At 43.8% G+C, this 21,318-nt stretch carries 18 protein-coding genes, 1 pseudogene and 1 riboswitch; of the genes and pseudogenes, 9 read left to right on the top strand and 10 right to left on the bottom strand.

What is annotated here, in order from left to right:
- The 6 genes and pseudogenes from hcp-2 to D908_RS14850 all read left to right on the top strand — a co-directional run.
- Positions 1 to 231 (top strand): annotated as a pseudogene (hcp-2, locus tag D908_RS14825) (type VI secretion system effector Hcp-2); the annotation flags it as partial.
- A 127-nt stretch (positions 232 to 358) separates the two neighbouring features.
- On the top strand, positions 359 to 2,410 hold the full coding sequence (locus D908_RS14830; protein ID WP_005523054.1) for a type VI secretion system Vgr family protein: 2,052 nt from the start codon (positions 359 to 361) through the stop codon (positions 2,408 to 2,410).
- The gene (locus tag D908_RS14835; RefSeq protein WP_005523052.1) at positions 2,407 to 3,195 is read left to right on the top strand and encodes a DUF4123 domain-containing protein; all 789 of its coding nucleotides are present in this window, start codon (positions 2,407 to 2,409) and stop codon (positions 3,193 to 3,195) included. Before D908_RS14830 ends, D908_RS14835 begins: the two co-directional genes overlap by 4 nt.
- Entirely contained in the window at positions 3,192 to 5,321 is a 2,130-nt protein-coding gene (locus D908_RS14840) for a T6SS phospholipase effector Tle1-like catalytic domain-containing protein (protein ID WP_005523051.1), read from the top strand. Before D908_RS14835 ends, D908_RS14840 begins: the two co-directional genes overlap by 4 nt.
- Position 5,322: 1 nt before the next feature.
- Entirely contained in the window at positions 5,323 to 6,057 is a 735-nt protein-coding gene (locus D908_RS14845; RefSeq protein WP_005523050.1) for a DUF2931 family protein, read from the top strand.
- A gap of 87 nt (positions 6,058 to 6,144) precedes the next feature.
- On the top strand, positions 6,145 to 6,783 hold the full coding sequence (locus D908_RS14850) for a LysE family translocator (RefSeq protein ID WP_005523048.1): 639 nt from the start codon (positions 6,145 to 6,147) through the stop codon (positions 6,781 to 6,783).
- 72 nt (positions 6,784 to 6,855) lie between these two features.
- Here D908_RS14850 and D908_RS14855 read toward each other — a convergent pair whose 3' ends face one another.
- Positions 6,856 to 8,232: an alanine/glycine:cation symporter family protein gene (locus D908_RS14855; protein WP_005523047.1), complete on the bottom strand. Its 1,377-nt coding sequence runs from the start codon at positions 8,230 to 8,232 to the stop codon at positions 6,856 to 6,858.
- Positions 8,233 to 8,324: 92 nt separating this feature from the next.
- A riboswitch (glycine riboswitch) is annotated at positions 8,325 to 8,424 on the bottom strand.
- Between the two features lie 307 nt (positions 8,425 to 8,731).
- Between D908_RS14855 and D908_RS14860 the strand changes: the two genes are divergently transcribed.
- Both D908_RS14860 and D908_RS14865 read left to right on the top strand, forming a co-directional pair.
- Positions 8,732 to 8,890 (top strand): hypothetical protein, encoded by a 159-nt coding sequence (locus tag D908_RS14860; protein WP_000251900.1) that lies wholly within the window; start codon positions 8,732 to 8,734, stop codon positions 8,888 to 8,890.
- 17 nt (positions 8,891 to 8,907) lie between these two features.
- Positions 8,908 to 9,642, top strand: a complete 735-nt coding sequence (locus tag D908_RS14865) for a hypothetical protein (RefSeq protein ID WP_005523045.1) — start codon at positions 8,908 to 8,910, stop codon at positions 9,640 to 9,642.
- On the opposite strand, the gene D908_RS14870 is transcribed toward D908_RS14865, so the two are convergent.
- The 3 genes from D908_RS14870 to nosP all read right to left on the bottom strand — a co-directional run bounded on the left by D908_RS14870 (position 9,637) and on the right by nosP (position 13,610).
- Positions 9,637 to 10,458 carry a GGDEF domain-containing protein gene (locus D908_RS14870; protein ID WP_005523044.1) on the bottom strand — a complete coding sequence of 274 codons (822 nt, stop codon included), beginning with the start codon at positions 10,456 to 10,458 and terminating at the stop codon, positions 9,637 to 9,639. The genes D908_RS14865 and D908_RS14870 overlap by 6 nt on opposite strands.
- Positions 10,459 to 10,543: 85 nt before the next feature.
- Positions 10,544 to 12,409: a hybrid sensor histidine kinase/response regulator gene (locus D908_RS14875; protein ID WP_005523043.1), complete on the bottom strand. Its 1,866-nt coding sequence runs from the start codon at positions 12,407 to 12,409 to the stop codon at positions 10,544 to 10,546.
- A 4-nt stretch (positions 12,410 to 12,413) separates the two neighbouring features.
- A complete protein-coding gene (gene nosP / locus D908_RS14880) occupies positions 12,414 to 13,610 on the bottom strand; it encodes a nitric oxide-sensing protein NosP (RefSeq protein ID WP_005523042.1) in 1,197 nt (398 codons plus the stop codon).
- Between the two features lie 187 nt (positions 13,611 to 13,797).
- Here nosP and D908_RS14885 point away from each other — a divergent pair, with 187 nt between their 5' ends.
- Complete coding sequence (locus D908_RS14885; RefSeq protein WP_005523040.1) at positions 13,798 to 14,466, top strand: response regulator; 669 nt, start codon at positions 13,798 to 13,800, stop codon at positions 14,464 to 14,466.
- Positions 14,467 to 14,525: 59 nt separating this feature from the next.
- Here D908_RS14885 and exaC read toward each other — a convergent pair whose 3' ends face one another.
- The 6 genes from exaC to potA all read right to left on the bottom strand — a co-directional run bounded on the left by exaC (position 14,526) and on the right by potA (position 21,278).
- On the bottom strand, positions 14,526 to 16,034 hold the full coding sequence (gene exaC / locus D908_RS14890) for an acetaldehyde dehydrogenase ExaC (protein ID WP_000638555.1): 1,509 nt from the start codon (positions 16,032 to 16,034) through the stop codon (positions 14,526 to 14,528).
- A gap of 215 nt (positions 16,035 to 16,249) precedes the next feature.
- Complete coding sequence (locus D908_RS14895) at positions 16,250 to 17,287, bottom strand: extracellular solute-binding protein (protein ID WP_000791559.1); 1,038 nt, start codon at positions 17,285 to 17,287, stop codon at positions 16,250 to 16,252.
- Positions 17,288 to 17,399: 112 nt separating this feature from the next.
- Positions 17,400 to 18,431, bottom strand: coding sequence for an extracellular solute-binding protein (locus D908_RS14900; protein ID WP_005523037.1), 1,032 nt, complete (start codon positions 18,429 to 18,431; stop codon positions 17,400 to 17,402).
- Between the two features lie 102 nt (positions 18,432 to 18,533).
- Positions 18,534 to 19,304 carry a spermidine/putrescine ABC transporter permease PotC gene (gene potC / locus D908_RS14905; protein WP_000533751.1) on the bottom strand — a complete coding sequence of 257 codons (771 nt, stop codon included), beginning with the start codon at positions 19,302 to 19,304 and terminating at the stop codon, positions 18,534 to 18,536.
- Positions 19,304 to 20,161, bottom strand: coding sequence for a spermidine/putrescine ABC transporter permease PotB (gene potB / locus D908_RS14910; protein ID WP_005521044.1), 858 nt, complete (start codon positions 20,159 to 20,161; stop codon positions 19,304 to 19,306). Before potB ends, potC begins: the two co-directional genes overlap by 1 nt.
- On the bottom strand, positions 20,145 to 21,278 hold the full coding sequence (potA, locus tag D908_RS14915; RefSeq protein ID WP_005509866.1) for a spermidine/putrescine ABC transporter ATP-binding protein PotA: 1,134 nt from the start codon (positions 21,276 to 21,278) through the stop codon (positions 20,145 to 20,147). The genes potB and potA overlap by 17 nt, the downstream gene beginning before the upstream one ends.
- Between the last annotated feature and the right edge of the window lie 40 nt (positions 21,279 to 21,318).

Raw genomic sequence — 21,318 nt, 5'->3', positions numbered from 1 at the left:
AAATGGTACCGCACGTCTATCGAAGGCAAACAAGAAAACTTCTTCACCACTAAGCTGGAAAATGCGTCTATCGTGGACATCCACTGTGAAATGCCACACTGCCAAGACCCAGCAAAATCTGATTTCACTCAGAATGTCACTGTGTCTCTGTCTTACCGCAAAATCACTTGGGACCACGTTAACGCGGGTACTTCAGGTGCGGATGACTGGCGTAAGCCAATCGAAGCGTAATTTACGCTCCGAGAATGTCGCTCACCTTCGGGTGAGCGATTGTAAACCTTAAACCCAGAGTATCGTTTGATGCGGTATTGTGGGTTTAAGGTTTTGCCATTTTTAATGTAGGGGAAGGAAAGGCAGGATGGCGACATTAGCGTACAGCATTGAGGTGGAAGGGCTGGAAGATGAGACTCTGGTGGTCAGAGGCTTTCATGGGCAGGAGTCATTCTCTAATAGTGTCTTTTTAGAGCAAGCCTGTTACGGGTTTCGCTACGAAGTGCAACTGGCGAGCCGGTTATCAAACCTGACCGCCGAGCAGATGGTCGATAAGCGTGCTGAGCTGAAGCTTTACCGCAACTCACAACTGGTGCAACGGGTCCATGGCATCGTGCGTGCCTTTAGCCAAGGCGACATCGGGCATCACCATACATTCTATGCACTCACCTTAGTCCCTGCCTTAGAGCGCTTATCACTGCGCCACAATAGCCGCATCTTTCAAAAACAAACCGTCCCTGAAATTCTCTCCGTCTTATTGCAAGAGATGGGCATCAACGATTACGCTTTTGCGCTCAAACGTGACTGTGTACAGCGTGAGTTTTGTGTGCAGTACCGCGAAAGCGATATGGATTTTCTGCATCGCCTCGCCGCTGAAGAAGGGCTGGTATACAGCTTTGTCCATGAAGCAGGTAAACATACCCTCTATTTCAGTGATGCCAGTGACTGCCTAAGCAAGCTTCCTGAGCCGATTCCTTACAATGCTTTAGCGGGTGGTGCGATAGACATCCCTTACATCCACGGCTTAACCTATCACACCCAAGCGGAAGTCAGTGAAGTCCAACTCAAAGACTACAGTTTCAAAAAACCAGCGTACTCCTTCTTGCATACCGTACAAGGCACAGAACTTGGCTATCAGCAAACCCATTACCAACATTTTGATGCGCCGGGGCGCTACAAAGACGATGTAAACGGTGAAGCCTTTAGCCAAATCCGTTTAGACTACCTGCGCCGCCATGCCCACACCGCGACAGGGCAGAGCAATGAACCGCTACTGCGTGCCGGCTATAAGTTTGACCTGCAAGAGCACCTTGACCCTGCGATGAACCGAGATTGGGTGGTGGTATCGGTGAATCACCAAGGTGAGCAGCCGCAAGCGCTACAAGAAGACGGTGGCAGTGGTGCAACGACCTACAGCAACCAGTTCAGCTTAATTCCTGGGCATCTCCACTGGCGTGCCGAGCCACAACCTAAACCGCAAGTTGATGGCCCAATGATAGCGACAGTTGTCGGCCCTGAAGGAGAAGAAATCTTCTGTGATGAACATGGGCGGGTGAAAATCCACTTCCCGTGGGACCGCTACTCCAACGGTAACGAGCAGAGCTCCTGTTGGGTGCGGGTGTCACAAGGTTGGGCGGGCAGCCAATACGGCTTTATCGCCATTCCGCGCATCGGCCATGAAGTGATTGTTTCTTTCTTAAACGGTGACCCAGACCAACCGATTATCACCGGACGCACTTATCATGCGACCAATACGCCGCCATACACCTTGCCTGAGCACAAAACCAAAACCGTGCTGCGCACCGAGACGCATCAAGGGGAAGGGTTTAACGAGCTCAGTTTTGAAGACCAAGCAGGCAAAGAGCAAATCTACCTGCATGCGCAGAAAGACTTCGATGGTTTGATTGAAAACGACCACACCACGGTCATTCGCTATGACCAACACCTGACCGTTGAAAATGACCAATTTACTCAGATTAAGCACAACCAACACCTGACGGTGGAGGGGGAGAGTCGAGAAGCGGTAACGGGCGAACAGGTGCTAAGTATAGAAGGCTCGCTGTATGTTAAAGCAGGGAAAGTCTGGGTGAATGAAGCGGGCACAGAAATTCATGTAAAAGCTGGGCAAAAAGTGGTCATTGAAGCGGGATCTGAAATTACCATCAAAGCGGGTGGAAGCTTTGTCAAAGTAGATCCAGCGGGTGTACATCTTTCTGGTGCGGCAGTGAATCTTAACTCTGGTGGTGGTGCCGGAAGTGGTAGTGGATTTGGAGGTGCAAGCCCCACATTACCGGGAGGCTTAGAACCTGCAGTGACGCTTGCTCCACCTCAGACCATCTCTTACCAAGCTTTGCTCAAAGCCGAAGAGGCAAACGTACCTGCAGTGAAGGTGTGTCCATTATCTGGAGCAAACACATGATTCAAGAATGGCTAATGGAGCAACAAACCCCCGTATTCTGGTTATTAGATCAACAAGGTTTCAAACAAGTAATCGCTGCCAATAACGGAGTGGTTTTTGAGGACACTTTAATTGTGTTCCATGGCGAAATATTTGCTCCAGTGATGAGTTTGTCACCTTGGTTAGTCCCTGTAACTGAAAAGGTTTTGCAACTACCGGATGAACAATTTCAACAGGGTATCTTTTTGACTAGTAATAGTTTAGCAACGGAATTATTAAGCCATCTACAAAGCCTACTGATAGCCGCACTAGAGGGCGAAGAAGTGCTGTTTCGTTTTTATGATACCGAAGTCATTTTGCCTATGTTGGATGCGATGCTAGAGCATGAGAGGAATGATTTCCTTGGCTCTGTAGAAAGACTCGCCACTGCCCATAAGGGGACTTTCCGAATTTGGGAAAATACTCGAATGGATGATTTTGTTTCTCGGCCTACGATATGGTGGAAAATGCAACCCTATCATCTAGCACCACTTTACCGAACGCAGGTGCATGCTCAGGTTTTAGAGCGTCGATTCTGGGAAAAGCTGCCCTTTGTTATGGAGCAAATTGATGAACCTTATCAGTTCATCAAAACCGTTTTAGATGAAGGAATAGAGTTCGGCTTAGATCCTGAGCAAGCAGAATTGTTGGTTTTAAATAGCACAATCGTCCACTCTTTTAGTTCGATAGATCGGCTAAGGGATGCTTTACAGCTTAATCAACAAGAACTTCAGGAAATTATCTATATTCGGGAGAAGTTAGCATGAGAAGTACAGGTTCTAACCCTCATTGCCAACCTTGTGAAAACCTAAAACATTGGATTGAAATTGTCGTACGTGATGAACATAACCAACCTTTTGAAAGGGTGAGTGGTGTTTTGATTGACGCAATGAAAAATAAACATCCGATCGAACTGGGTTCCGCGCCGATTCTGATTGAAAATCTTGCTCCAGGGCCAGTTGAAATTCAGTTGGATTACGATCAATGGTTGAAAGCCGCGCAAGATAAAAGTCATCCAAGAAATGAAGAGAAAAATAAACCTGTTGAAGAATTTTCTAGCAGCTACAGTGCCCACAAGAATGGTCCGGTTATTTATCAAGAAATTACAACAGGTGATTTGACCAAACTGCCCAAAGCGATCGTCTTGCCGACTAATCATCAAAAAAGCAAAGCCGGAACGTTAAAACTCTTTACGGATAAAACCTATATTCTTCAAGTTAGGGCATACAAATTTATTACCCTCCGAGTTGGTATGTTCTTTGATGGCACTGCTAACAATACGTACAGCGCTCAATGGGGAAAACAGCAATTAGAAAATTACTATCGTAAATGGAAAGCTAAGTACGATGCCGAGTGCGAGATTAATGCCAAAAACGGCAATGGAACAAAAAAAGATATTCCTATTACGAAACTTTCTAATGATTGTTTTGCCTACCCCAAAAAAGATAATTTCTTTGTTTCTTTATTTAAGAGTGAGGACGGTGATGAAGAAACCGTAGCGGGTAGTGCAACCAATGAACTCACGAATGTTCAAAAGTTATATGAGTTGTTTCTACGTAATGAATACTCTCCAGAATCAAATACTCTTAATTATGCCGAATATATTACTGGGATTGGCACCGGAAATAGCACAGCGATTGCTCCAGCGGATGAATCGATCGTTGTGGGGCAAGGTTTGGGGATCGGTGACTATGGAGTTACAGCTAAAGTCACTACAGGTATTCAAACGCTTTCTCAAAATATGGTAAAGGTTGCTTCTGCATTTGAGAATGAGCTTGAAATAAAAGTTGATGGAATAGAAAAGCTTCAGTTCGATGTGTTTGGATTCAGTCGTGGAGCTGCCGCCGCGCGACATTTTATTAATGTGGTATTGGATGGTGAAAAAGGTGAATTTGCTAAGGCTTTTACTCTAGGGTGCCAACAAGCCGATTTACCACTCACTTACGATTTTGATTGGGATGAAGTAGACGAAATAAAAGCGAAATGTGAAATTACCTTTGCAGGCTTATTTGATACTGTAGCTTCCGTAGTGAATATCACTTCTAGGAACTCTCCATTTGGTATAGATCTTTCTACCCATCACGATAATGGCGATGCCAGATTATGGATCAACCCAAAACGTGTAAGACGTGCTGTACATTTAACGGCGGATCCAACCATTGAATGCCGAGATAACTTCAGTCTTAACCATTTAAATTCTACTGATGAAGAACATTTCTATGAATTTGTTCTGCCGGGTGCTCACTCAGATATTGGGGGCGGATATCATTCTAGGTTAAGTTTTGACAATCAAGACTATCTGCTACCTGTTTTAGAAAGGAAGCTTGTCAAACGTGTTAGCCGTACGTTTTCTGATCGCTGGGACGAAGAGAAAACCAAGCAGTATGTGCGAGAAGAGCTAGAAAAGTATAAAGCACGAGATAGGCTTACTGGTTGGAAAAAAGAGGATTACGTGATTGAGCCATTGGACGTTCGTCAAGAAGGTAAGAACGATGGGGGACGAGTGATTGGAAAACTGTATATTCAACGTCAAGTTGAAGGTGATTTATCGCGTTTGTACTTACGCCTAATGTACGGTTTGGCAGAGTTTCATGGCGTTCCAATGTCAGACAAAAACGAGGAAATCTGGCAAGATCCTAAAAAGGCCTATTATCGTATTGATGATTCTAATAGTGCATTCGCCGAACTTAACTCAAAAGTTTTAGATCTGGCCAAACAAGGGCAATATTCAACCCTTCAAAAGAGATTTTCAGCGTCAGAATTGAAGGGAAATTTAATGGCGTTGAATCTTTTCCATCATTCATCGGGTGGTGACATTGGAATGTCTCCGCTTTGGGACAAAAAAGCAGGTTGTTACAAAAGAGCCAGTTATCCATGTGAGGAAGGGAAATAAAATGAATAAATGTATTTTAGTATTATCGATACTATTATTGAGTTCTTGCTCAACCAATGCAGCATATGAAACAGAACAACCTTGGATTTGGAGTGTAAGCGTAACAATGCCTTCTTTTTATCCAGTTGATGTTACTCAAGCCTACGGAGTGAATAATAAAGAGGACTGGACAGTGCTTCTACATGGCTATATGCATACTATGCGTAATAGTGAATTGAAGAGAATACAAGGAAGATTTTCTGACTACGATGGTTTTGGTTTACCTTTAGCTAGATATACAAGAGGTGTACAAATTGGTACTGGCACAACTCGTTTACCTGATACGCTTTATCTGTATTGGGTGTCTTTATTTGATACCAAATTTTATGTCACTAAGTATGAGCTCCCTAACCGCGTAAAGCAGTTAATAGCTACGAAAACGACTTATACTAAATCTAATGGATTTATTATTGATCCATGTTATCGCGCAGAGTTTATTTTTGGGTTGCTACCTAATGGGAATGCTAAAGTTTGGTTAGATGGCTGTGGTGAGACTATTTATTTGACCGAGTTAGCACCAGCTCAAACTCTTGATCGTGATAGCAATGGTTTTAAAAATGAGACATATAAGCTATCACCAGATTTGAACACTATCCAAAAACGAGCAAAAGATGCAGGTGTTGAACTAGAACCCATCCCTTGGGATAAAGTGAATAAAGTCTATTCCATAAATGAGATTAAGACGCTTAGTGAGTAAATCGGCGTGAATTGAAAAATCTTCATAAGACACATGAGAGGCTTTGCGGTATAAGAAGAGCTTGCTGATTTTCTTTCAAGGATTGATATGGTTATCCAGAATTTCGAAGCTTTTCTTATCGCTATTACTATTTTGACGTTAACTCCGGGGCTAGATACTGCTTTGGTTATCCGTAATACCTCACGGGCAGGGTTTGCGGATGGGTGCACAACCAGCTTGGGTATCTGTTTTGGATTGTTTGTTCACGCGACTTTCTCTGCCATTGGTATCTCTGCGATTCTTGCCCAATCTGCTGAGCTATTTCAAATCGTTAAAATGATTGGTGCGGCCTACCTGATTTGGTTGGGTATTTCGAGCTTGCGATCATTGATGAAAACAGGGCAGGGCATTGAGGTTGCGAGTCTAAGCCATTCGCAGTTCCGCCTGACACGTTCATTGCGTGAAGGTTTCCTCTCGAATGTGCTGAACCCGAAAACTGCCGTTTTTTACTTAGCTTTTCTGCCGCAGTTTATAAATCCTGAATATTCACCGTTAGCCCAATCTTTGCTGATGGCACTGATTCATTTTGCGATTGCGATGGTATGGCAATGTGGTTTAGCAGGAGCTTTGAGTAGTGCTAAAAACCTTCTGAAAAACGTTTCTTTTATGCGTTGGATGGAAGGTACAACGGGGTTTGTTTTAGTCGCTCTAGGTATCAAACTGCTCTTAGAGAAACCTCAAGCCTAGGTTGTAATAAAGGTTTAAATGTAGAAAAAGCGCCGTTGGGCGCTTTTTCTTTGTGCTAAGACCAATTGGATGTTATTGAACTTGGGCTTCGGCTTCAGCGTATTGAAAACGCGCGGCAAAATACTGCTTCGTTTCTTCAACCACCACATGGCGTAAGGCAACAAGACCGATCAGATTGGGAATCGCCATTAAACCATTCACAATGTCGGCGATAATCCAAATCAAATCGAGGTGCAGAAATGCGCCTGATGCAATCAATCCAATAAAGACGATTTTATAAGGCAGTACAGCTTTGGTACCGAATAAGAACACCATGCAGCGTTCACCGTAGTAGTTCCAGCCCAAAATCGTGGTGAAAGCAAAGAACATTAGACCAATTGAAACCAGCATTGGGCCGATGGTTTCAGCGTTTAAGCCGGTGGCAAAGGCGTAAGTGGTCATCGCCGCACCGGAAAGATCGCTTTGCCAAGCACCAGTTAAGATGAGAGCCAAGCCAGTCATAGTACAGATGATGATGGTGTCAAAGAAAGTCCCCGTCATCGAGATAAGGCCTTGCTCAACACAGGAGTCGGTTTTTGCCGCGGCCGCGGCCATGGGCGCACTGCCTAAGCCGGATTCATTCGAGAACACGCCACGTGCAATGCCAGATTGAATTGCCAGCATGATGCTCGCACCTAAGAAACCACCTGTCGCAGCCGTAGACGTGAAAGCGGATACCAGTACCAATTCCACTGCGTCTGCCAGTTTGTCCGCATTGGTGACAATCACGCTTAAACAGGCAACAACGTAGAACAGCGCCATCGCAGGAACCACTTTTCCTGCGACTTTGGCGATCGATTGAATTCCGCCGATAGTCACAATCGCAACCAGTACGGTCAGTACAACCGCAGAGGCTTCACGAGGAACGCCAAAAGAGATTTGAGTAGCATCCAAGATCGCATTGACTTGCGGGAAAGTACCAATACCAAAACAAGCTACCCCTACGGCAAACACAGCAAATAATACTGCTAGCGTTTTTGAACCCACTCCGTCACGCAGGTAGTACATCGGCCCGCCGACCATTTGCCCTTTGTCATCCACTTGGCGATATTTCACCGCAAGTAAACATTCTGCGTATTTGGTTGCCATGCCAAACAGCGCAGCCAGCCACATCCAGAACAGTGCACCTGGGCCGCCGAGCTTGATTGCGGTAGCAACACCAACGATGTTACCTGTACCAATGGTGGCGGAGAGGGCAGTACACAATGCAGCGAAGCTCGATACATCCCCTTGTTTATCTGAAGACTTTTCGCAGCCAAAGACCATCGCCAAAGCGGTAGGTAGGCGGCGAAATTGCAGTAAACCCAAGCGGAATGTGAAATAGACACCAGTTCCCACCAAGAGAATTAATAGTGGTGGTCCCCAAACTAAACTATCAACAGTTTGCAGAAAAGATTGCAGGTTATTCATGATTTCCCCTTAAAAAATAAACATAAGGAGAAGAGAGAAAGGGTGCGAAAAATGCACAGCAGAACCCTAGCGGGCTAACTAAAAGATTGGCCTTTCACTCCTCTGTCCTTTTGCCTGAGAGTTTCACTCTGCCTATGCGCAGAGCTTGCTCCTTCGGCGACCGATTGAACGGTTCTCTCCAGAGGTTCCTCCAACTACAGTCCTCGCTTATTCATTTCGATAAATCGATAAGAATAATGCACCTGAAAGATTTACTTCTTCGGCGGGTTATTTGGCTCAGATGTTAAAATCTGGTTAACAACCACTCTCCTGCAGTCTTCAACGGAACAATCGTCTTGAAAAAAACGATTTGCAGACCGGATACTAGCGAAAAGAAATTGTGATGTCACCTACAAAAGACGTTGTCTGCCTAACTCTTGTTCAAGTCTTCTATGAATCCACTTTTCTCTGACGTTAAACTGCGTATAAGTGGTATAAGATAAACACGCTAGGGGGCTGTATGGTGAGATTGATTGCAATAGCTTTGTTGATAGCGTTAGCGTTCGTATTGATCCGCTATCGCACCAATGAAAAATTGCAGAAGGGGGTCGTAATCGTCATTTTGGCGACCTTTGTTTTATACACCACCTTCTTGGTGATTTCAGAATTGATTCGCTGACGCAAAAGGAGCGAAGCGTGAACAAACAAAATGAGTTTGACGACAACGAAGAAGTTGTTGTTATCGAACGAAGAGATAAACAGAGTTATCTCTACATTGCGATTGCTGCTGCATTAGGTGTTGCACTTGGGGGATTAATAGGCTCATCAGTGACAACAAGTCGTTGGGAAGCCTCCTATCAAGCGTTGCAGAACCAACTAGAGCAATTAAAAAATGCTAAGACAGAAGTTGTTAAAGCTGCAGAAGTGACTGAACAGAATAAAGATGAGCAGTGGCAGATCAAAATGGATCAAGCTTTAGCCAAGCAAAGAGAAGAATGGCAAGCGGAATCCGTACAGCGTGATAAATACGTAGCTGAATTAGAAAAACACAACGTAGACCTCGAACAGCAACTCGATGATCAGAAGAAAGCATTAGAGATAGCGGATGCTCAAAACAATCAATTGAATCGCCAAACGGATATGCAAGCGACGATGCTTGAGCGTTCTCGTGAATTGTTTCAACGTGAGCTTAAAATCAAACAAGAATTAGAGGCACTGCAGAAAGAGCGTGATTCACTGGTGCCTAAAGTTAAAGTCTTCAAGAAAGAGTGTGATATCTACCTTGAAGGAAAATCATGGGACGCGAAATCAGATTCTTGTGATAAACAAGATGAGGCAAATTCACGTATTAGCCAGATTGATCAGATGATTCGTGTGCATCAAATGGATCTTGAAGAGATTAAATCTCTCTCAGAAGAGATCGGTTTATAAATTAATTTGGGTATTATTTTTTGTAGACCCCGTGCCAGATTTGCTTTGTTGTTTCATTTGATACATAGCTTTGTCTGCACGGGTTAATGCATCTTGAATCGTTGCTTCTGTCGCTTGAGTAATGCCATAGGCGAAGGTGATATTGAGCTTTCTTGCCATGATGCTTAATTGTTCAATAAACTCTTCAGCTCGTTGAGGCGTAAGAAGAACAATAAATTCATCGCCACCAAGACGAATTGGATATTCTTTTTTTAAACAACATTCACTCAATATTCTGGAGAATTTGACTAATAGTCGATCTCCCGCTTCATGACCTTGAGTATCATTAATTTCTTTAAGGTCATTTATATCAAAATAAATAAGATCAAACTCTTTTAGAGGTAACGATTTAAGTGCCTTGCGATTCATCAATCCCGTTAGATCATCCGTTTTGGCTAACCGGATAAGGTGATGATTGCTCTCGCTTAGCCCATAAGCAATAAGGATGAATGCCAGTGAGGTGAGGCCATCATCCAACAAGGCATTAGTGAGTTTAAATTGATTACCGATATGACTTAAATAAGCAATCTCTGTTAATAAATCATAACCATGGTTTAAAAGTAATAATATTGAGCCAAGACGAATCTTAACATTCTTTAACAAGCTGTCTTTAGTGATTAAGAAAATATACAAAACAACAGAGAATGTATAGAACTCAAAATAGAAGTCATGGTAGGAATCTACTTCAAAACGGTTTCCAACAAAATAAGTTAAAACCCCTAACAGGAATATTATTGTTAAATAAGTAATCGCAAGTTTTGGTTTATTCTTTTTCACTCTTTAACCATTGATGATTTTGCTGACACAGGTAAGTGTAGCCTAATTTCCCTTAAGGCAAATCAGAATTGAGGTTCATATGAGATTAAGTGGCTAATAGATGACCTAATACGGCTTTCAGTTTAACGGGCGATGTCGGTTTATTGAGTAAAATGAAATGATTTTGGCGAACTTTAGTGAGTAATTTTTCACTACGATCAGCACTGATCACTATGGTAGGGAAGAGAGTTTGGGATTGCTTTTGTAGAAAATGAGCCACAGTAAGGCCATCTTCATCGCCATCAAGGTGGTAATCCACAATCAACAAATCGAGCGGTTGCGTAGATCTAAAATGGGGCGAAAGATATTTTAAAGAAGTATACGTTTGCACTTGGCAACCCCATTCACTCAATAAGGACTGCATGCCTCGACAAATCGCCTCATCGTTATCAACGACTAAGACACGCTTACCAGCAAATACACTAGGGTGAGGTGTTGGCTTAGTCACCAGTGGAACGAATTGTGATTGATGCTGAGCGTACGGTAAGGTGATGGAGAAACGGGAACCTTTACCAGGCAAAGAATGAAGGGCGATCGGATGTTCGAGAACGCGACCTATTTTTTCCACAATCGCAAGCCCTAGACCAAGTGAGGTTCCTTTAAACGAAGGACGAGCATCCAGACGTTTGAATTCTTGGAATATGATGATTTGTTTATCATTTGGGATGCCCACGCCCGTGTCGTAAACATCAATACGAATACCAGATTGGGTTCTGCGACACCCCAATAATACTTTGCCATTTGGTGTATAACGAATCGCATTGTTCACTAAATTTCGTACCACGCGGGCAATAAGAAGGGAATCGCTGTAAACCTTTGCGGTGGTAGGTACATAGTGAAACTGCAAACCACTAGCAATGGCTTGTTCATGAAACTCATTGGCCAAATTTTTGAGCAAATCACCGAGCATAAAGGGTTGTTTATCAGGAGTTATCGCACCTGCATCCAGTTTAGAGATATCGACTAACGATGTAATGAGTGAGGCAACATCCGTGACTGAGTTGGAAAGAGCATGCACAATTTGTTGTGTTGCTGGTTCTGTACTCTTAGCTTCGAGCGAGCCGATAAACAATTGTGCCGCATTGAGAGGCTGCAATAAGTCATGGCTAATCGCCGCAAGGAATTTAGTTTTTGATTCATTCGCTTGTTCGGCTTCACGTTTTGCCTCCTGCAAACGGTTTTGAATTCGCTCCCGTTCATTGATTTCATTACTCAGCTGCGTATTCAATGTTTGAAGTTCCACAGTTCGTTGTTCAAAGCGCTTTTCCAATGTGACATAAGAGTGTTTCAGTTTACGGTGAAATTCAGCTTGGTGCCTTTCACTTTCTGCCTGCTTGAGCAGGGTGATATCGGTATAGAGCATGACTAAACCACCATCAGCTGTCGGTCGCTCACTCACCTGTACCCATCGATCGTTATTTTGCTGAAAAACACGGCCTTCGTTGGGATGCTGCAAAGGAAGTTCTCGAACAATCAAACCTTTCTGTTGGGCTAACGTTTTGATCTCTTTGAGTGTGATCGGCTGTTGGTTTAAGTCGATGTTGGCATCGAGCCAAAATTTGCGGAATCGGTAGTTGCAATGCACTAAACGGCGCGTTTGATCATAGAGTGCAAATCCGTCACTAATGGATTCGATGGCATCCATAAAACGTTGGTGAGACGCTTCAGCGTTTTGTTTGGCTTGGATCAGTTGAGCATTCAGTTGTTCTAAATCGAGTAAAGTGGCATTGAGTGCTTCAGTTTTCTCTCGAATTTGGTCAGAGAGAATAACCGAATGTTGAAAAGCAGCGTAAGGTTCGATTGGATGACAGTGGTTCTGCTCCACGCGATTAACCAGTACATCAATCATCTTTTTCTGACGCAAATTTTCTGTACGCAGTTGTTCAAGTTCTAAACGTTCTTTATCTGTCATCGAATCAACCCACTTTATGTTCTTCGATTGAAGTCAGTTCTAACGAGGCCGGCGATCCAATAGCAACCCCCGTAAAAGTTTGATTGACATGAATACCGCCTAACTGTTCGCCATAAGTGTTGAATCCCACGACATGAAAACGCCTTAAAAGTGTTTGCATTGCTTGATTGCGATGGGTGACTTCGACTTCTTTGCGACGTAGGAAACAATCACAACCAATGATCAGTTGTATTTCGCCCAATTGTTCTCTCACTTTGGTGAGCTTTTGACTTAGATTGTCGATGACATTACCCGGTTTCATTGCTGTAACCACAATGCCGTTATCTACGGCACAATAGAAATCCAAGCTTAAGTCTTGGTTTACTTTCTGGATTGATCGTACGTAAAACTCATTACCAACTTTTACGGCTAATGGGTTGAGTGCATAGATTTCAGGGCGTAACTCATTTACATCTAAGCCAATTTCTCTTGCGTAGACGAGGGCTGCCGGTTCGGCATTAAATTCATAAACTCGGCGATGTTCGCTGTCTGCTTTCGTAACGACTAATTTGCTACCAAGACTCTCTATATGATGAGTACTGAACACTTCAAAAGGGCAGTGAGTATTGACCATAATGACCAGAGCAGATTTTTCATGGAACATACCATCACTATAGACATGAGTATAAGAAAGCCGTTCATCATCACCTGCAGAACCCCCAAAGTGTGGGATACGACCTAAAGCGGTATTGAGAGTTAAGAGGACTGACTCTTCCTGACTGGTTAACCCATCAATCAAAGTCAAAACAAAAGTGCCTTTCTCAATGGGTGCTTTCATCTGGCTTTTACAGCGAGTTATCAGCTCGGCTACGCTTTTCTGCGCACTTTCTAGCGTGAAGTTTTCCAATGGGATTTGCATACCTGAAATAGAAAAATCACGATGGAGAAAGCCAATCGCGCTGATACTGTTTTTGTTGTAACCGGAATGACCAATCTCACCAGCGGTGGTACATCCCATGACCTCTAGATGCTGAAAACGCCGTTTAAGCTCCAACTCCAGCTCTGCTAATGGATAGGCTGATGAACAGAAAAACAAAATAAACCCGATGTCATGTCCCGCGAACTGTTGATACAGCTCATGAACGGCTTTCGTGCTATCGAGTTGAAACGTTTCTGCCGTAATGACAGAACTGGTTGATGGAGCAAACTTGAGACTGTTCATGGTTTAACGGATGTTTCATTGATGTTAAAACATTGTAGTGTTAGATATTGGTTAATGAAATTCTACTTCAGGATTAGATGAGCGAATTCATCCCAAAGTGAATGTCATTCACTATGTGCATAACAAGACTTACAAAGCACAAAACTGAGTCAGGTGATGAGTTGGACTCAATGAGCGAGGATTCACAATGTATACCTTTATTGTTGCTGATGACCATCCGTTATTTCGTGATGCTATTGTCTCTGTGCTGGAAAACCAATTTCCCGGTTGTCATGTTGAACAAGCGGATGACATGCCTTCGACCCTTGCGTTAGTTGGCCAAACGACAGAGTGTGATTTACTGCTGCTCGACCTCAATATGCCGGGCATGGCTGGCCTTAGTGGGCTTTTAGAATTAAGAAATGTTGCGCCGACGACGCCTGTCGCGGTGATTTCAGCAGAATCAGATAAGCAGACTGTATTGCAAACATTGGCTTATGGAGCCGTTGGCTATGTAGCTAAATCATGTGCCAGACAACAGATGGGGGAAGCATTCGCACAAATACTACGAGGGGATGTCTACTTGCCTGCTGATATTTTGCGTGAAAACGTAAAAACATCGCCTAACCATTCTTTGCGTAATCAGGCCGGATTTAGCGCAGAAACACTGCAAACGTTAACAAGAAAACAACTGCAAGTGCTTCAATCTATGTCCAAAGGATCTGCAAATAAGCAGATCGCGTATGACCTCAACATTTCAGAAACTACAGTGAAGTCACATGTTTCTGCCATATTGAAAAAGCTCGGTGTGCATAATCGAATTCAAGCTGTGCTTGGTGCGACTAATATCGATTTTGCTCATTACTTACGTCGCTAAATCTTGAAGATTAAGGGTATTGGCAAGCGAGAGTTTGTAACCCTCGCTTGCGTGCAGGACTAGAAGAATCCTAATGGATTGATGTCATAGCTCACCAAAAGATTTTTGGTTTGTTGGTAGTGATCCAACATCATCTTATGAGTTTCACGACCAATCCCAGATTTTTTATAACCACCAAAAGCGGAGTGCGCAGGGTAGAGGTGGTAACAGTTTGTCCATACTCGTCCAGCTTGAATGGCTCGTCCAACACGATAAGCTCGGTTGACATCGCGAGTCCAAAGCCCTGCGCCGAGACCATATTCGGTATCATTGGCAACTCGAATGGCTTCCGCTTCATCTTTGAACGTGGTTACACTGATCACGGGGCCAAAAATCTCTTCTTGGAAGACTCGCATTGAGTTATTACCTTTGAAGATGGTCGGTTGAATATAATAACCGCCTCCAAAATCGGCAACGGAGCCGCCGAGTAACACTTCTGCTCCTTCTTGGCGTCCAATATCCAGATAACTTTTGATCTTCACGTACTGCTCATCGGAAGCTTGTGCACCAACTTGAGTTTCTGTATCGAGTGGGTTGCCGTGACGGATACTTTTGGCTTTAGCCAACACGCGTTCCATAAAACGGTCAAAAATATCTTCTTGGATCAGTAGACGAGAAGGACAAGTACAGACTTCACCCTGATTGAAGAAAGCCAGTACAGCACCTTCAGCTGCTTTTTCAATAAAAGCTTCCTCTTGATCCATGATATCGGAGAAGTAGATGTTTGGTGATTTACCACCAAGTTCTACGGTGGATGGGATCAGATTGTCCGCGGCGCAGCGTAATACATGGTTGCCAATCGCAGTTGAACCAGTAAACGCAATTTTTGCAATACGTTTTGATGTTGCTAACGCTTGCCCCGCTTCAGGGCCCATACCGTTGACCACGTTCAGCACACCTGCAGGGAGTAGATCGCCAATCAGCTCCATCAGTAACAAAATGGTGACAGGGGTTTGTTCTGCAGGTTTCAGCACAACACAGTTACCAGCGGCTAGAGCTGGAGCAAGTTTCCACGCTGCCATCAAAAGTGGGAAATTCCATGGAATGATCTGTCCCACCACACCCAATGGTTCTTTGATGTGATAAGCCACGGTATTGGCATCCAACTCTGCTGCTGTACCTTCTTGAGCACGGATGCAGCCAGCAAAGTAGCGGAAATGATCAACACAAAGGGGAATATCTGCAGCCAATGTTTCACGCACGGCTTTTCCGTTTTCCCATGTTTCGGCCACCGCCAACATTTCAATATTCTTCTCAATGCGATCAGCGATTTTCAGCAGGATGTTGGAACGTTCGGTGACTGAAGTATTACCCCATGCTTCACGCGCTTTGTGAGCGGCATCTAGTGCTAAATTGATATCAGCAGCATCAGAGCGAGGTACTTCAGCGATGTTTTCGCCGGTACAGGGTGAAGTATCCATAAAATACTGACCATTTATCGGCTCTACCCATTGGCCACCGATGTAATTCTGATAGCGAGGCTTAAAAGAAACGACCGAGCCGGGCTCACCTGGTTTTGCATAAATCATAATTCACCTTCTTGTGTGTCAATCAATCCATAACGTGACTGCCATGAAAATGGCTGTCGTGCTATTTATTGTTGTCGCTGGGTGAGGTGATCGCTATGCATCCTTAGTGGGCAAAATCTCCTTCTTTAGGAGGAGAAAGTGGAAGGTTTTGCGGCTAAATAAAAAAGAAAGCCACCCAGAGGTGGCTATCAATCATAGATACAGTTCAGAGTAAATTAGTCGTTTACTTTGAGCTTTTGGAAATACTCATCATAAAGCACGCTGGCATCGCCAACTTCATCTTGCCACTCGCCATTCTCCATCACTGATTGTGGAGGATAGATGCTTGGGTCGTTAGCAAACTCTTTAGGTAAGAGATCGTGTGCAGTTTTGACTGGAGTTGGATAACCAATCTCAAGAGCGATTTTGGCCGCATTCTCTGGGCGCAATAGGAAGTCGATCATTTTATGCGCCGCTTCGATGTTTTTTGCACCAGCAGGAATCGAAATGCTATCCATCCAGAAAATCGCACCTTTTTCAGGCCAAATGATCTGAATAGGAGCACCTTCTTGACGAGCCATATAGGCAGAGCCGTTCCACAACATACCGAGGGATACTTCACCTGCAAGGTAAGGATTGGCTGGGAAATCAGAGTTAAACACCAAAACGTTTGGCATCAGCTTTTTAAGCTCGCGATACGCCGCTTCGATTTCTTTTGGATTCGTTGTGTTTGGAGAATAACCAAGCTTGCTCAGAGCAATATGGAATACTTCGCGTGAGTCATCCATCAGCATCAGCTGACCAGCCCATTTGGCATCCCAAAGGTCTCCCCAGTTTTTGAGGGACTTTTTATCCAGCATATCAGTGTTGATACCGATACCAGTGGCTCCCCAAATGTAAGGAATGGAGTATTTATTGCCTGGATCAAAAGGCTTGTTCAGATAGTTTGGATCCAAGTCTTTAAAGTGGGAGAGTTTAGAGTGGTCAATCTCTTGCAGCATGCCTTCTTTGCGCATCTTAGAAACAAAGTAAGTGGATGGAACCACTAGGTCATAACCAGAGCCTTGCGTTTTGAGCTTGGCATACATGCTTTCGTTGGATTCATAGGTAGAGTAGATCACCTTGATTCCAGTTTCTTTGGTAAAGTCTTCTAGGACTTCGCTCGGGATATATTCAGACCAGTTGTAGAAATAGAGTTCTTGGTCTTTAGCCATTGCATTGGTGGTGAACAATGCTGCTGCGCACAGAGCACTCGCAAACAGTTTATTTTTCATTACGTTCCCATAGTGTATAGAAAGAACCTAACTAGGCGATAGAAGGGGGGAGTATAACAAGATAAAAAAAAATAGGCAGCAAATGCTGCCTATTTGATGCTTTTCTGCGACTTTATTGGCCGGCTTTCAACTTCATGAAGTACTCTTCGTACTTCACAGTTTTATCACCTACCGCTGATTGCCACTCAACACGATCCAGATCTTCTTGAGATGGGAACAGTGGAGCAACATCTTTAAACTTGTCGTTTGAGGCTTTAACACCCGTCAGGTAACCAGTATCACGTGAAATTTGCTCAGCAATTTCAGGACGCAGCAAGAAGTCGATCATCTTGTGTGCTGCATCAACGTTTTTCGCACCAGAAGAGATAGCGAAGTTATCAACCCAACCGATACCGCCTTCTTTCGGGAATACCAGTTTAATTGGTAGACCTTCTTTTTGTGCAGCAGCGGCAGAACCATTCCACAGCATACCTAGGCCAACTTCGCCTGAAAGGTAAGGTGCAGCAGGGTTGTCAGAGTTGAAAACCAACACGTTTGGCATCAGTTTTTGCAGTTCCGCATAAGCTTCATCAATCTGCTTATCGTCAGTTGAGTTACCTGAGTAACCTAGCTTACGCAGAGCGATGTGGAACACTTCACGCGTATCATCCATCAACATCAGTTGACCTTTTAGCTCAGGCTTCCATAGGTCGCCCCAGCTTTGGAAGTCATTTGGATCATACATGTCAGTGTTTACAGCCAAACCTGTGATAGCAACAACGTGTGGGATAGAGTAGTCGTTGTTTGGATCATAAGGCTTGTCTAGGTAATTAGAATCAAGGTTATTGAAGTTGCTCAGCTTAGATTTATCAATCTTTTGTAGCATGCCTTCATCACGCATTTTTGCCACGAAGTAGGTAGATGGAACTACCAGATCATAACCTTCATTGTGCGTTTTGAGTTTTGCATACAAAGTTTCATTTGACTCATAAGTTGAGTAAATCACTTTGATTCCTGTTTCCTTGGTGAATTGCTCTAGGATACCGCTATTGATATACGGACCCCAGTTCATGAACACCAGTTCCTTATCTTCCGCTGCCGCTGTGCCAGACAACAGAGAAAGCGCACATGCGCTACCTGCTAAAAGAGTAGCCAGTTTTTTCATCGACGTTAGCTCCAAACTAAACGTTGCCCTTTTGGGCGTTGCAAAGAAAAACAGAATGACTTCCGTCATTCTGTTTCGCGTGTTTCCAAACGGACGTGGATTCTACTTCACTTTTTCTCTTGCTAACAACTGTGAAGCGATAACAAGAACTAAAGAAACCACAAGCATGACGGTCGCCAGTGCGTTTACTTCAGGTGAAATTCCCACTTTCACCATTGAGTATATCTTCAATGGCAGAATTTCGTAGGTTGGTCCGGTTACAAATGAACTGATGATCACATCATCCAGCGATAGGGTAAAGCTAAGTAACCAGCCTGCTGCTACCGCAGGTTTAGCGAGTGGCAGAATGATTTTCTTCAAGATAACCCATTCGCCTGCACCAAGATCTTTTGCTGCCTCGAGCATCTTCACGTCAAAACCATTGAGTCGGCTATAAACCGTAACTACAACGAATGGCAGACAGAAGGTAATGTGTGCAATCAAAAGGGTAAAGAAACCCAGCTTTGCACCCATCACTAAAAACAGCGCAAGCAGCGAGATTGCCATCACGATATCTGGTGACATCATCACCACAAACAGCATACCGCTAACCACTTTCTTACCTTTAAATTGGTAACGGAAGAGGGCAACCGCAGTCAAGCTGCCGATCAGTGTAGCAGCAGTAGCAGAAAACACGGCAACATTGATAGAGTGCCAAGCCGCTTGCATTAAGCTGTCGTTATTCATTAGAGCGTGGTACCACTTGGTGGTAAAACCACCCCATTTGATACCAAACTTGTTTTCATTAAATGAGTTTACAATCAGAACAATGATTGGTAGGTACAAAAATAAGTACACCAAACTCATAAAGCTAAATCTAATTGAACGTCCCATTAGTCTAGCTCCACTTTCTTATTCAATAGTTTACCTGCACGATAGTAAGCGTACAGCATGATCGCCATTGCCAGAGTCAGCGCAATACTGGTTGCTGCACCAAACGGCCAGTCACGGGCGTTAAGTACTTGGCTCTTAATTACGTTACCAATCAGTAAGTTTTTCGCGCCGCCAAGCAAGTCAGCGATGTAGAACATACCGAGTGCAGGGAGCAGAACTAGTAAACAACCACCGATAATGCCCGGCATAGTCAGAGGCAGAATCACACGAACTAACGTTTGAAACTTGTTTGCACCCAGATCGCGTGCCGCTTCAATATAAGTGCCATCCAATTTCTCGATAGCCGAATAGAGCGGAAGGATCATAAATGGCAACAAAATGTAAACCAGACCAATCATTACTGCTGTTTCGGTAAACATGATGCGTAATGGGGCATCAATCAGACCCAGTGACATCAATGCTTGGTTAAGGATACCTTGCGTGCCGAGTACAATTTTTAAACCATAGGTACGGATTAGTGAGTTAGTCCAGAAAGGAACAATCACTAAAAACAGCATAAATGGACGCCATTTTTCAGGCATTTTTGCCACTATGTACGCAAAAGGGTAGCCAATCACGAGACAGATTAGAGTTGCTACAATCGCCATATAAAACGAATGCAACATTACTTTTCCGTAAAGTGGATCAAGAAGGCGCGTGTAGTTTTCAAACGTGAAAACAAACTTAATCAGGTTTGCTTCATCACGAGTCAGAAAACTGGTACCAATAATCATTAGGTTAGGGATCAGTACAAACAGCACTAACCAACCTACAATTAAGGCAATAATCGCATTTTGCAGATTAAGCTTTTTGCTCATCATTGAGTACTACCTCCCAGCTTTCAACCCAAGTGATAGCAACTTTCTGCCCGATAGAGTGATCCACATCTGGGTCATCTTCGTTAAAGAATTCGCTAACCATCACACACATACCGGATTCCAGTTCTACCACTGATTCCAGAGTCATGCCTTTGTAGGTGCGGTCTGTCACATGACCTACAATGCCTTTTTCTTCTGACTCTTTAATTTCTTCGATACGTAAGTCTTCAGGACGGAGGAGCACTTGCAGCTTGTCACCAGCCTTTACTTCATCTTCATAATAAACAATAGACTCGACACCTTCGATTTCAACGCGAATGCGTTTTTCATCAATACGGTCTAAAGTCGTTGCTTGGAAGACGTTGATTTCGCCAATAAAACGAGCAACAAAGAGGTTTTTAGGATCTTCGTAGATTTCACGAGGCGAACCGTCTTGTTCAATTTTGCCTGAACGCATAACAATAATGCGGTCTGACATTGACAGTGCTTCTTCTTGATCGTGAGTAACGAAGATAAAGGTGATACCTAATTGACGTTGTAGTTGCTTTAGCTCACTCTGCATTTGTTTACGCAGTTTGTAGTCCAAAGCAGAAAGAGATTCGTCAAGTAGCAGTACTTTAGGTTTGTTGACGACCGCACGAGCGATAGCAATACGCTGTTGCTGGCCGCCAGAAAGTTGATGCGGTTTACGCTGTGCCATTTCAGCAAGGCGTACCATACGCAAAGCTTCCATAACACGAGGCTCGATTTCGCTGTTTGGCACTTTTTGCATACGCAGGCCAAAAGCAACGTTTTCGAACACAGTCATGTGAGGGAATAGAGCATAGCTTTGGAAGACCGTATTGACGTGTCGTTGTTCAGCAGGAACTTGAGTAACGTCTTGATCATCTAGCAGAATCTGACCTTGATCTGCAGTTTCAAAACCAGCAATCATTCTTAACACTGTTGTTTTACCACAGCCTGATGGGCCTAGGATGGTTAAGAACTCGCCATGATTCACATCAAGATTTAGGTTACCAATGATTTCCTTACCATCGAAACTTTTGCTAATGCCAGATAAGCGAATAACTGGCTTTCCTACTGAGTGTTGTTCGTTCAACGTCTGTATTTCTCCCACCTCGGCCTGTAGACAATTCTACTTGTTGGACCTGTAGTTA

This window comes from Vibrio mimicus CAIM 602, from assembly GCF_000338875.1.
Lineage (GTDB): Bacteria > Pseudomonadota > Gammaproteobacteria > Enterobacterales > Vibrionaceae > Vibrio > Vibrio mimicus.
Note: the sequence above shows the minus strand (reverse complement) of the source record. Positions and strands in the feature narration are given on the sequence as shown.